Below are 11,535 nucleotides of genomic sequence, written 5' to 3'. Positions count from 1 at the left end.
GCCCAGCACGGCGAGGGCGGCGTAGCCCACGCCGCCGGCCGCACCGGCGCCCGGTGTGAGCGCCGCGGGGCGGGCGAGCGGATGAGCGTCGATGAGGTGCGCCAGCCGTGCGAGGCCTCGCTCGAGGGCGGCGACATCATCGGCATCCGCCCCCTTCTGCGGACCGAACACAGCCGCGGCTCCCTGCGAGCCGAGGAGCGGGTTGTCGACATCGCTCGCGAGCACCACCTCGACTCCCGCGAGGCGCGCGTCGAGGCCCGACAGGTCGACCGCAACGAGCTCGGCGAGCGCCGCGCCGCCCGGCCCCACCGGGCCGCCGCCCGTCGACAGCCTCACGCCGAGCGCCTGCAGCATGCCCGCACCGCCGTCGGTGCACGCGCTGCCGCCGACCCCGAGCATGATCGAGGTCGCGCCCCGGTCGAGGGCCGCGGCGATCAGTTCGCCCGTGCCGCGGCTGGTCGCCGTGCGCGCGGCGCGCGCTCCGCCCGGCAGCAGATCGAGCCCGCTTGCCGCCGCCATCTCGACGATCGCCACACCGCCCCGCATCGCGATCGCCGCGTCGACCGGCTCGCCGGTGGGGCCGGTTGCGCGCACCGTCACCCGCTCGAACCCCGCCTCGATCGCGGCCTGCAGCGTGCCCTCGCCGCCGTCGGCGACGGGCACCGCCTCGACCTCGGCGTGCGGCAGCACCGCGGCGATGCCCGCCGCGAGGGCCGTCGCGACCTCGGCACCGGTGGCCGAGCCCTTGAACTTGTCGGAGGCGATGACGATGCGCATGATCCGCTCAGTCCGGCAGCGCGCGCAGCGCCACTCGGTCGGGCTTGCCGCTCGCCAGCATCGGCACGGCGTCGACCGCGATCACGGCGCGCGGGCGGGCGATCTTGCCCAGGGCAGCTTCGACCGCCGCGCGCACGCGGGCCGTGGCATCCGGGTGGCGCGCCGCGTCGCCGGTGCAGACGACGACGGATGCCTCGCCCCACCGCTCGTCGGGCACGGCGACGACCACCGCCCCCTCGAAGCCCGGCACGGCGCGCACCGCCCGCTCGACCCGGTCGAGCGAGACGTTGACACCCCCCGAGACGATCACGTTGTCGGCCCGGCCGGTGACCCGCAGGCGCCGGCCGTCCCACTCGCCCAAGTCGCCGGTGCGGTACCAGCGCGTACCCGCGGCGTCGACCTCGAACGCCGCGGCGGTGCGCACAGGGTCGCCGAGGTAGCCGTCGGCGAGCGTCGGCCCCGACAGCTGCACCTCGCCGCCCGCGATCCGCACACCGACTCCGTCGAGGGGCACGCCGTCGTAGACGCAGCCGCCCGACGTCTCGCTCGATCCGTAGGTGCGAACGATCCGGGCCCCCGCGGCGGCGGCGCGGTCGGCGAGCGCCGGGGCGAGAGCCTGCCCGCCGACGAGGATCGCCTCGAACGACGTGAGCGCGCGCGCCGCGTCGGCGTCCCCCGCGTCGACGGCGTCGAGCACCGTCTGCAGCTGCGCGGGCACGAGCGAGGTGTAGGCCGGAACGGGCACCCCGCCCTCGCTGGATGCCATGGCCGACGCCGCTGCGGCGAACGCGTGCGCCGAGAACGATCCCGCGAGGATCGCCGGCTCGCGCCCGCCGACGAGTGCCCGCACGAGCACCTGCACCCCGGCGATGTAGCCCGGCGGCAGAGCCAGCAGCCATGGGCCCTCGCCGATCCGCGCAGCCGTCGCGAGAGCTGAGGAGGTGAGGGCGGAGCGGCTGAGTGCGACCGACTTCGGATACCCGGTCGAGCCCGACGTCGTCACGACGACCGCCGTTCCGGCAGGCACCTCAGCCGGCAGCGCGGCAGAGGCGACCCCGCCCCCCGCCGTAGCGCCACCGCCACCACCATCGCCACCGCCAACGAGCGCGATCGCCGGCCCCGCACCGAGCACGGCGCCCCGGAGGCCCCGCAGCACGGCGCGCGCGTCAGAGGCATCCACTCGTTCGAGCCTCATCCGCGCCCACCGGTCGCTCGATGCGGGGGCGTCAGCAGGGAAAATCGACCGTCCGAGACCGTTCTGCGCCCGAAAAGCGCGATCCCCCCTGCTCTTGCCACGCTCGACCTCAGTAGTGGTAGGGGTACGGCGACCAGTCGGGGTCGCGCTTCTCGAGAAAAGCGTCGCGGCCCTCGACGGCTTCGTCGGTGCCGTAGGCGAGGCGGGTCGCCTCGCCGGCGAACACCTGCTGACCGACCATGCCGTCGTCGATCGCGTTGAACGCGAACTTCAGCATGCGGATCGCCGTCGGCGACTTGCCGAGGATCGTCCGCGCCGTCGCGACGGCCTCTCGCTCGAGCTCGGCGTGCGGCACGACCCGGTTGACGGCGCCCATCTCATAGGCGCGCTGCGCCGAGTACTCCTCGGCGAGAAAGAACACCTCGCGCGCGATCTTCTGCCCGACCTGCCGGGCCATGTACGCCGAGCCGTAGCCGGCGTCGAAACTGCCGACGTCGGCGTCGGTCTGCTTGAACTTTCCGTGCTCTGCGGATGCCACCGACAGGTCGCACACGATGTGCAGCGAATGTCCCCCGCCCGCCGCCCAGCCCGGGATCACGGCGATCACGACCTTCGGCATGAACCGGATGAGCCGCTGCACCTCGAGGATGTGCAGGCGGCCCGCCCGCGCCGGGTCGGGCGCCGTGGCGTCGTCGGCGGCGTAGGTGTAGCCGTCGCGACCGCGGATGCGCTGGTCGCCGCCCGAGCAGAACGCCCAGCCGCCGTCTTTCGCGCTCGGGCCGTTGCCGGTGAGCAGCACGACACCGATCTTCGGGTCCTGCCGGGCGATGTCGAGCGCGCGGTACAGCTCGTCGACCGTGTGCGGGCGGAAGGCGTTGCGCACCTCGGGCCGGTCGAACGCGATGCGGGCGATCCGCCCGTCGAGGCTCACGTGCGCGGTGATGTCGGTGTAGCCGTCCGAGGCCGGGGCAGGCGCCCACTCGGCCGGATCGAACAGGTCGGAGACGAAGCGGTCGGTCACCCGCCCAGCCTACGCGCGGCGCGTCGCGACACGTCGGGGCCCACCGCTACAGTCGAGCCATGACGACGCCGATCCGCCCGCTCACGCGCGCCGAGATCGAATCGGCCGCGTTCGGACCGCTGCTGTGGGAGGCGGCCGGCGTCGATGCGGATGCCCTGATGCACATCCGCGACGCGGAACTGCCCCACCTCGACGTGATCGGCACGGTCGAGGTCGACGCGGCGGGCGCGGGCGACGTCGTCGGCTTCGCGGCGTTCGACCGGCGCCCCGACCATCTCGAACTGCACTATCTCGCCGTGTCCGAGGCCGCCCGCGGAGTGGGTCTCGGCGCCCGCCTGATCGACGCGGTGCGCGCGAGCGCCCCGGGCCTGCCGCTGCGCGCTGAGACCGACGACGACGCGGTCGAATTCTACCGCTCGCTCGGATTCACGGTGCGCGACGCGCCACGCGACGCCCGCTGGCCCGGCCGGCGCCGCTATGCGTGCGAGATCGGGCCGCGAGAGGCATCCGCATGATCCTCGAACACGCCCTGCTGCCGGTGATCCCGGGGCGCGAGAGTGCCTTCGAGGAAGCGTTCGCGCAGGCGCGACCGCTCATCGAGGCAGCCCACGGATGCCGCGGCGTGCAGCTGCACCGCAGCGTCGAGACCCCGAACGAGTACGTGCTGCTCGTGCAGTGGACACGATCGCCGACCACACCGACGGCTTTCGCGGATCACCGGCTTACGCGCAGTGGCGCGAGCTGCTGCACCACTTCTACGACCCGTTCCCCGTCGTCGAGCACTTCGTCGAGGTCCGCTGACCCACCCGCGGGGCCGCACCGGGCGCTCTGTCGCCGTGGGAGAATGAGTTACGGCGACTCCCACCCCGAAACGGGAGGCGCCGGGAAGGCTCATCGTGCAGATCAGGAACTCTTCGGACTGGCGCGACGCCCTCCCCTTCGAACTGCCGGTCGCGGCCGCCGAGGCTGTGCCGGGCGACCCGACCCGGTGCGCGGGCTGCGGCGTCGACAGCGAGCCCTGGCCGCGCGAAGCGCTGTGGGTCGTGAAGCACCGGCATCCGACGAACCCGGCCGGGTTCGTGCGCTACTACTGCGCCGATCACAAGCCCACCCCGAAGCTCGCGCCGCCGGTGCCGGCACCCGAGCGCGCGCGGCGCGCGCCCGTGTCGACCCCGCGCAAGGCCGCTGCGCCGACGATCCCCGAGCGCGCCGTCGTGCTGTGCCCCGACTGCTTCGTGCAGGTGCCGCCGACCGGCGTCTGCGGCATGTGCGGCCAGCAGGTCGCCTGAGCCCCGGCCCGTCTGACCCCGGTCCCCGACGCCTCCTCTCGCCCGACCCGGCGCGAACGCGGCTAGCGTGAGGGCATGAGTGCTCTCACCGGAACCGTCGCCCTGATCACGGGCGCCTCGAGCGGGATCGGCGCGGCCACCGCCCGCGTCCTCGCCGCCGAGGGCGCCGCCGTCGCGCTCGTCGCCCGCCGCGCCGACCGCCTCGATGCCCTTGCGGCCGAGATCACGGGCGCCGGGGGCCGCGCGCTCGCGATCGTCGCCGACATCACCGACCGCGGTGAGGCGGATGCCTCGGTCGCGCGCACCGTCGACGAACTCGGCCGCCTCGACATCCTGGTGAACAACGCCGGGCTCATGCTGGTGGGCCCGATCGAGGAGGCGCCGATCGACGAGTGGGATCGCATGATCGACCTGAACCTCACCGCCGCCCTGTCGATGACGAAGGCCGCGCTGCCGCATCTGCTCGCCGCCGCGGAGAGCGATCCGCGCCGTGTCGCCGATGTCGTCAACATCTCGTCGACCGCGGGCCGCCAGGTCAAGCGCGGCTCGGGCGTCTACAACCTCACCAAGCACGGACTCGGTGCGTTCAGCGAGTCGTTCCGGCAAGAGTTCAGCGCCCGCTACGTGCGGATGGCGCTCATCGAGCCGGGAGCGGTCGACACCGAGCTGCGCGACCACATCCGCGACGGCGTGCGCGAGGGCAACATCGAACGCGCCCGCACGCTCGACCCGCTGCAGGCGGGCGACATCGCCGAGGCGATCGGCTACGTCGTCACCCGCCCGCGCCGGCAGACGATCAACGAAGTGCTGAGCCGGCCGACCTTGCAGAACGACTGACCCGCGCTCCAGCGAAGCGGGTCAGTCGATCCATTTCGGCGAAGCAGGTCAGCCGAGCACGACGAGAAAGCCCAGCACGGCGCTCGCGACGGCGACCACGGTCAGCGGCAGAGCGGGAATGACCGACTCCTTGCGGCGGATGTGCACGACGGTGGCGCCGAGCATGAGGATCGCGATGCCGACGGCCGCGATCGGGGTGAGGATCGGTGCGATGCCGGTGGCGAGCGGCAGGATCAGTCCGAGCCCACCGAGCACCTCGACGATGCCGATCAGGCGAATCGCGAGGGGCGAGAAGTCTTCGGTCCACGCCATGCGGGGGTTTTCGGCGAGCTTCGCCTTCGGGCTCGTCGCCTTGGCGAAGCCGGCGCCGAGCATGAGGAGGGCGAGGATGATGTTGATGATCCACAGTGCGATGAGCATGAGGGGTTCCTTCTAAGGTTACTATCGGTAAGCAACCACATCATGCGTCATCTTCGCAGCGCGTACAAAAGGAACACCGGTGTCACCGACTCACACCGCAGGGACCATAGACCTCGCCGACGCGCGCAGCCCCTACGAGGGCAGCTGCCGTGCGCACGGCAACGACGGGCGCGCGATCCGCGACATCCTCGCCCGCATCGGCGACAAGTGGTCGCTGCTCGTGATCGCGACGCTGCACGAGGGGCGCCTGCGATTCGGCGAATTGCTCGGGCACATCCCCGGCATCTCGCAGCGCATGCTCACCCTCACGGTGCGCCAGCTCGAACGCGACGGCATCGTCACCCGCACCGTGTACCCCGAGGTGCCGCCGCGCGTCGAATACGAGCTCACCGACCTCGGCGAGACGCTCTTCGTGCCGGCTCGGGCGATCGCCGATTGGGCCGTCACCCATCACGACGAGATCGAGCGCGCCCGCGCCGAGTACGACGCGCGCTGATCACCGACACCCGGGCACCTCGCCGAGGCAGGATGGATGCCATGGACCTGCCCGCTCTCGCCGACCTGCGCGCCGAGGCGCACGTCGTCTCCCTCCCCCTCGTCACGCGCTTCCGCGGCGTCGACCACCGCGAGGCGCTGATCCTGCGCGGCCCCGAAGGCTGGACCGAGTTCTCGCCCTTCCTCGAGTACGGCGACGACGAGGCATCCGTCTGGCTCGCCGCCGCGATCGACTTCGGCTGGCGCACCCAGCCGCCCGCCCTCCGCGACCGCGTGCCGGTGAACGCCACGGTGCCCGCCGTCACGGCGGCGGAGGTGTCCGCTGTGCTCGCGCGGTTCGACGGCTGCCGTACGGCGAAGGTCAAGGTCGCCGAGCGCGGGCAGACCCTCGCCGACGACGTCGCCCGCGTGCGCGCGGTGCGCGCCGCGATGGGCTTCGAGGGCCGTGTCCGGCTCGACGCGAACGGCGGCTGGAATGTCGACGAGGCCGAGCGCGCCGTGCACGCCCTCGCCGAGTTCGACCTCGAGTACCTCGAGCAGCCGTGCGCCGAGGTCGACGAGCTCGTCGAACTCCGCGAGCGCCTCGCCGACTGGGGCATCCCGCTCGCTGCCGACGAGAGCGTCCGCAAGGCATCCGACCCGCTCGCCGTCGCCCGCGTCGGCGCCGCCGACCTCGTCGTCGTCAAGGCGCAGCCGCTCGGCGGGGTCACCCGCGCCCTGGAGATCGTCGGCGCGGCGGGCCTTCCCGCGGTCGTCTCGAGCGCCCTCGATACCTCGATCGGGCTGTCGATGGGGGTCGCCCTCGCCGCGGCCCTCCCCGACCTGCCCTACGACTGCGGGCTCGGCACGGCGTCACTCCTCGCCGCCGACGTCACGACGGCGCCCCTCCGCCCCGTCGGCGGGTCGCTGCCGGTCGGCCGCGTCGAGGCCGACGCCGCGCTGCTCGCGCAGCACGCGGCATCCGCCGAGCGACGGGACTGGTGGCTCGACCGGCTCGAGCGCTGTCATGCCATCCTCGCCGCAGGCTGAGCGGCTGAGGACCCCGTCGCGGGTCAGTGTCCGCGACGGGTCGCGTCGTGCACCTCGCCGACGAGCTCTTCGATGATGTCCTCGAGGAACAGCACCCCCGTCACCTCGCCCGAGGCATTCCGCACCTGCGCCAGGTGACGGCCCGAGCGCCGCATGAGCGCCAGCGCGTCTTCCAGATCGGTGGTCTCGGCGACCGGCACCATGTGGTGGATGCGCTTGGGCCTGATCGGCGCGTCGACGTTGTTCGAGGCATCCGTGCCCTCGGCGGCGCGCAGCACGTCCTTCAGGTGGACGTACCCGATCGGCGCCCCCGTCGCATCCACGATCACGTAGCGCGAGAACCCGTGCTTGGCGACGGCGCGCTCGATCTCGTCGGGCGTCGTGACCTCGGGCAGCGTCACGAGCTGCGAGAGCGGCACGGCGACGTCGCTCGCCTTCTTGTCGGTGAACTCGACCGCCGCGGTGACCGCGCCCGACGCATCGTCGAGCACGCCCTCCATGCGCGACTGCGCGACGATCGTCGCCACCTCGTCGAGCGTGAAGGTCGAGGATGCCTCGTTCTTCGGCTCGACCCGGAACAGGCGCACGATGTGGTTCGCGATCCAGTTGAGCGCCACGATGATCGGGTAGAAGAGCTTCGACACCCACACGAGCGGGGTCGCGAGCAGCAGCACGGCCCGGTCGGGCAGCGAGAACGCCAGGTTCTTCGGCACCATCTCGCCGAACACGACGTGCAGGTACGAGACGATGATCAGCGCCGTGGCGAACGCGACGCCGCCGATGACGGCCTCGCTCCACCCGGTGAGGCCGAGCGGCCCCTCGAGCAGGTGGTGGATCGCCGGCTCCGAGACGTTCAGGATCAGCAGCGAGCAGATCGTGATGCCCAGCTGCGACGTCGCGAGCATGAGCGTCGCGTGCTCCATGGCGTAGAGCGCGGTCTTCGCGGTCTTCGACCCGCGTTCGGCGAGCGGCTCGATCTGCGAGCGCCGCGCCGAGATCACGGCGAACTCCGACGCGACGAAGAAGGCGTTGAACGCCAGCAGCACGACCAACCACGCGATTCCGGCCCAGTCGTTCATCGCCGCTCACCCCCTTCGGGTGCGACGGCTTCTCGGGCGGATGCCTCGAGCTCCGCTCCGTCCGGCAGCGGATGCGGGGTGAAGCGCACCCGGTCGACCCGGCGCCCGTCCATGCGCGCGACTTCGAGCGTGCCGTCTTCGAGCTCGACGGTGTCGCCCACGCGGGGAATGCGCTCGAGGCTCGACATGACGAATCCGCCGACGGTGTCGTACACGTCGCCTTCGGGCACCCGGATGCCGGTGCGATCGAGCACCTCGTCGGGGCGCAGCTCGGCGGGGAAGGTCACCGAGCCGGCGAGGCGCACGACACCCGCACGACTGCGGTCGTGCTCGTCGAGCACCTCGCCGACGATCTCTTCGACGAGGTCTTCGAGGGTGACGACGCCGGCGGTGCCGCCGTACTCGTCGACGACGATCGCCATCTGGTATCCCTTGGCCCGCAGCTCCGTCATCACGGCGTCGAGGTGCACCGCCTCGGGCACCCGCAGCGGCTCTTCGGCAATCGCGGCGGCGGGCACCTCGCCGCGGCGGTCGCGGGGAACGCTGACCGCCTGCTTGAGGTGCGCGATGCCGATGATGTCGTCCATCGAGTCGTCGTAGACGGGAAAGCGGCTGTGTCCGGTGCGGCGGGCGAGCTGGATGACATCTTCCACGCTGTCGCCCGCGGCGACCGCATGGATCAAGGGGCGCGGCGTCATGACGTCGGCCGCGGTCAGCCGCGCGAAGGTGAGGGTGCGGTCGAGGAGGGAGGCGGTGTCCTGTTCGAGCACGCCCGCGCTCGCCGAGCGGCGCACGAGACTCGACAGCTCTTCGGCGGTGCGAGCCCCCGAGAGCTCCTCCTTGGGTTCGATGCCCATGCGGCGGAGGATCGCGTTGGCGCTGCCGTTGAGCAGCGCGATCGCGGGGCGGAAGACCGTCGTGAAGGCGACCTGGAACGGCATGACGAGCTTCGCCGTCTGGCGCGGGATCGCGAGGGCGAAGTTCTTCGGCACGAGTTCGCCGATGATCATCGAGAACGTCGTGGCGATCGCAATGGCGACAACCGTCGCGATGGGGCGCACCGCGGCATCCGGCACCCCCCACGCCTTCAGCACGGGGCTGAGCAGGTTGGTCAGCGCCGGCTCCATCGTGTAACCGGTGAGGAGCGTCGTCAAGGTGATGCCGAGCTGCGCGCTGGACAGGTGCGTCGACGTGATCTTCAGGGCGTCGATCGTCAGCGACAGCCGGGACTCGCCCGCAGCGCGGCGGGCCTCGAGGTCGGCTCGGTCGAGGTTGACGAGCGCGAACTCGCTCGCGACGAACAGACCGGTCCCGATGGTGAGCAGCAGCCCCACGCCCAACATGACGTAATCCATCACGCGTCACCCCCGATCACGGTCGAGGAGGGTCGGTGGGGCGATCGTCTGCAACTAGGAGGGTCGTCCATTGTGCGAACAAGTGTACGGCACGCCCGCACCCCGTGGCTGGGTGCTCCCCGCCCGCGCATCCCAGCCCGGGTGGCGCCCGGCCTACCAGCTGACGGGCAGCGCCTTGCCCTCTTCGTAGCCGGCGGCGGATTGCAGGCCGACTGTGGCGCGCTCGTGGAACTCGGGCACGCTGGATGCCCCGGCGTAGGTGAACGACGATCGCACCCCCGACGTGATCATGTCGACGAGGTCTTCGACCGAGGGGCGCAGCGGGTCGAGGTAGATCTTCGACGACGAGATGCCCTCGGCGAAGAGCTCCTTGCGGGCGCGGTCGTACGCGTCGAGCCGCCCGAACCGGCCCTGCACGGCCTTGGTCGAGGCCATGCCCCACGACTCCTTGTACACACGCCCCGCGTCGTCGATCTGTAACTGGCCCGGCGCTTCGATCGTGCCCGCGAACCACGAGCCGATCATGACGGATGCGGCGCCGGCGGCGAGCGCGAGCGCGACGTCGCGCGGGTAGCGCACTCCCCCGTCGGCCCAGACGTGCGCGCCGAGTTCGGCGGCGGCCTGCGCCGTCTCGAGCACGGCCGAGAACTGCGGGCGGCCCACGGCCGTCATCATGCGCGTCGTGCACATGGCACCCGGGCCGACGCCGACCTTGAGGATCGACGCGCCCGCTTCGACGAGATCGCGCGCACCCTCACCGGTGACGATGTTGCCCGCCGCGATCGGGATGCCGAGGTCGAGCGAGGCCACGGTCTGCAGGGCGCGGAGCATCCCTTCCTGGTGACCGTGCGCTGTGTCGACGACGAGCACGTCGACGCCGGCAGACGCGAGCGCGCGAGCCTTCGACGCGACGTCTCCGTTGATGCCGACGGCGGCGGCGACGATGAGCCGTCCGTCGGTGTCGACCGCGGGGCGGTAGAGGGTCGAGCGCAGCGCGGTCCGGTGCGAGAGCGTGCCGACGAGGTAGCCGTGATGCAGCACGCACACCGTCTCGGCCTCGGCGGCGACGATGAGGTCGAAGGCGTGCCGGGCGGTCTCGACGTCGTCGGCGTCGATCGAGGGCGTGCGGCCCCGCGCGAGATCGCCCAGCCGCGCGTCGGGCAGGGCGGTGCCGAGCCGGGTCGCGGCGACGACCCCGATGATGTCGTCGACGTGCACGCGCTCGGCGAGCTTCTCGACGACGACGATGCCGTGCCCGGCGGTGGCCGGCAGCAGCGCCGCCGCTTCGGCGACCGTGGCCGAGGCGGGCAGCACGACGGGACTGTCCCAGCGCACCGGCTGCTCTTTGACCCACCGGATGGCGGCGTCGATCTCTTGCAGCGGCATGTCCTGCGGCAGCACTCCGAGCCCGCCGCGGCGGGCGAGGGCGGCCGCGAGGCGCGGCCCGGTGACCGAGTTCATGTTGGCGGCCACGAGCGGGATCGTCGCGCTCGTGCCGTCGCCCGGCGACAGATCGACGTCGAGCCGGCTCGTGACGCCCGAGCGCCGCGGCACGAGGAAGACGTCGGAGTAGGTCAGGTCGACGGTCGGTTCGGAGCCGGAGAAGTGCATACCCCCACGGTACCCGCCGGCAAACCTGGGATACCCTTGGTGGATGTGTGCGTGAGCGCCCGCTCGGGCCCCGCGCCGCAAAGACTTCATCGACGAAAGCAGGCGCAAACCGTGTCCAGTCAGGCGACCGGCGTGGGTACTTCGACAGACGGCGATTTCGGAGCCAACGAGTGGCTCGTCGCCGAGATGTACGACCAGTTCGCAAAGGATCGTGACTCCGTCGACCGGTCGTGGTGGCCGGTGCTCGAGGCGTACGAGAAGACCCAGAAGGATGCCTCGGCCGCCGCCCCGGCAGAGGCGAAGCCCGCGCAGGCGAACACGGCGACCGCCGCGCCGGCGAAGCCCGCCGAGCCGTCGCAGGCGAAGCCCGCGGCATCCACCCCCACCGCCGACGCGCGTCCGCTGACCGCGCCCATCCCCGTCGTCG

14 protein-coding genes and 1 pseudogene are annotated in these 11,535 nt (G+C 72.1%); 8 read left to right on the top strand and 7 right to left on the bottom strand.

The features are described from left to right. The 3 genes from G3N18_RS14430 to G3N18_RS14420 all read right to left on the bottom strand — a co-directional run. The coding region (locus G3N18_RS14430) for a glycerate kinase (RefSeq protein WP_196384967.1) at positions 1-777 on the bottom strand (777 nt) is incomplete at its 3' end. 7 nt (positions 778-784) lie between these two features. Beyond that, the gene (locus G3N18_RS14425) at positions 785-1,972 is read right to left on the bottom strand and encodes an AMP-binding protein (protein ID WP_196384966.1); all 1,188 of its coding nucleotides are present in this window, start codon (positions 1,970-1,972) and stop codon (positions 785-787) included. A gap of 109 nt (positions 1,973-2,081) precedes the next feature. Next, positions 2,082-2,993 (bottom strand): 1,4-dihydroxy-2-naphthoyl-CoA synthase, encoded by a 912-nt coding sequence (locus tag G3N18_RS14420; protein ID WP_196384965.1) that lies wholly within the window; start codon positions 2,991-2,993, stop codon positions 2,082-2,084. Positions 2,994-3,052: 59 nt separating this feature from the next. Here G3N18_RS14420 and G3N18_RS14415 point away from each other — a divergent pair, with 59 nt between their 5' ends. The 5 genes and pseudogenes from G3N18_RS14415 (at position 3,053) to G3N18_RS14400 (ending at position 5,119) form a co-directional block, all read left to right on the top strand. After that, positions 3,053-3,508, top strand: coding sequence for a GNAT family N-acetyltransferase (locus G3N18_RS14415; protein ID WP_196384964.1), 456 nt, complete (start codon positions 3,053-3,055; stop codon positions 3,506-3,508). Continuing rightward, positions 3,505-3,615, top strand: a pseudogene (locus G3N18_RS16515) (antibiotic biosynthesis monooxygenase family protein); the annotation flags it as partial. The gene G3N18_RS14415 and the pseudogene G3N18_RS16515, both read left to right, overlap by 4 nt. Before the next feature lie 53 nt (positions 3,616-3,668). Beyond that, on the top strand, positions 3,669-3,794 hold the full coding sequence (locus G3N18_RS16510) for a hypothetical protein (RefSeq protein ID WP_338038616.1): 126 nt from the start codon (positions 3,669-3,671) through the stop codon (positions 3,792-3,794). Positions 3,795-3,889: 95 nt separating this feature from the next. Beyond that, positions 3,890-4,282: a glucose-6-phosphate dehydrogenase gene (locus G3N18_RS14405; RefSeq protein WP_196384963.1), complete on the top strand. Its 393-nt coding sequence runs from the start codon at positions 3,890-3,892 to the stop codon at positions 4,280-4,282. 75 nt (positions 4,283-4,357) lie between these two features. Then, complete coding sequence (locus G3N18_RS14400) at positions 4,358-5,119, top strand: SDR family NAD(P)-dependent oxidoreductase (RefSeq protein WP_196384962.1); 762 nt, start codon at positions 4,358-4,360, stop codon at positions 5,117-5,119. 48 nt (positions 5,120-5,167) lie between these two features. Here the strand turns inward: G3N18_RS14400 and G3N18_RS14395 are convergent, their stop codons facing one another. Next, on the bottom strand, positions 5,168-5,539 hold the full coding sequence (locus tag G3N18_RS14395; RefSeq protein WP_196384961.1) for a DoxX family protein: 372 nt from the start codon (positions 5,537-5,539) through the stop codon (positions 5,168-5,170). A gap of 79 nt (positions 5,540-5,618) precedes the next feature. On the opposite strand from G3N18_RS14395, the gene G3N18_RS14390 reads away from it, so the two are divergent. Together G3N18_RS14390 and G3N18_RS14385 are read left to right on the top strand one after the other, a co-directional pair. Then, positions 5,619-6,035 (top strand): winged helix-turn-helix transcriptional regulator, encoded by a 417-nt coding sequence (locus tag G3N18_RS14390; RefSeq protein WP_196384960.1) that lies wholly within the window; start codon positions 5,619-5,621, stop codon positions 6,033-6,035. 41 nt (positions 6,036-6,076) lie between these two features. Then, the gene (locus G3N18_RS14385; protein WP_196384959.1) at positions 6,077-7,063 is read left to right on the top strand and encodes an o-succinylbenzoate synthase; all 987 of its coding nucleotides are present in this window, start codon (positions 6,077-6,079) and stop codon (positions 7,061-7,063) included. Positions 7,064-7,086: 23 nt separating this feature from the next. Here G3N18_RS14385 and G3N18_RS14380 read toward each other — a convergent pair whose 3' ends face one another. From G3N18_RS14380 to guaB1, 3 genes are all read right to left on the bottom strand, one after another. Then, positions 7,087-8,142, bottom strand: coding sequence for a hemolysin family protein (locus tag G3N18_RS14380; protein WP_196384958.1), 1,056 nt, complete (start codon positions 8,140-8,142; stop codon positions 7,087-7,089). Continuing rightward, positions 8,139-9,497 (bottom strand): hemolysin family protein, encoded by a 1,359-nt coding sequence (locus tag G3N18_RS14375; RefSeq protein ID WP_196384968.1) that lies wholly within the window; start codon positions 9,495-9,497, stop codon positions 8,139-8,141. Before G3N18_RS14375 ends, G3N18_RS14380 begins: the two co-directional genes overlap by 4 nt. A 153-nt stretch (positions 9,498-9,650) precedes the next feature. Then, positions 9,651-11,108 (bottom strand): GMP reductase, encoded by a 1,458-nt coding sequence (gene guaB1 / locus G3N18_RS14370; protein ID WP_196384957.1) that lies wholly within the window; start codon positions 11,106-11,108, stop codon positions 9,651-9,653. A 132-nt stretch (positions 11,109-11,240) separates the two neighbouring features. On the opposite strand from guaB1, the gene G3N18_RS16225 reads away from it, so the two are divergent. Beyond that, positions 11,241-11,535, top strand: a 295-nt coding sequence (locus G3N18_RS16225; protein ID WP_420827104.1) for a 2-oxoglutarate dehydrogenase E1 subunit family protein, incomplete at its 3' end; no start/stop codon positions are given.

This window comes from Microbacterium paulum (assembly GCF_015707995.1).
Lineage (GTDB): Bacteria > Actinomycetota > Actinomycetes > Actinomycetales > Microbacteriaceae > Microbacterium > Microbacterium paulum.
Note: the sequence above shows the minus strand (reverse complement) of the source record. Positions and strands in the feature narration are given on the sequence as shown.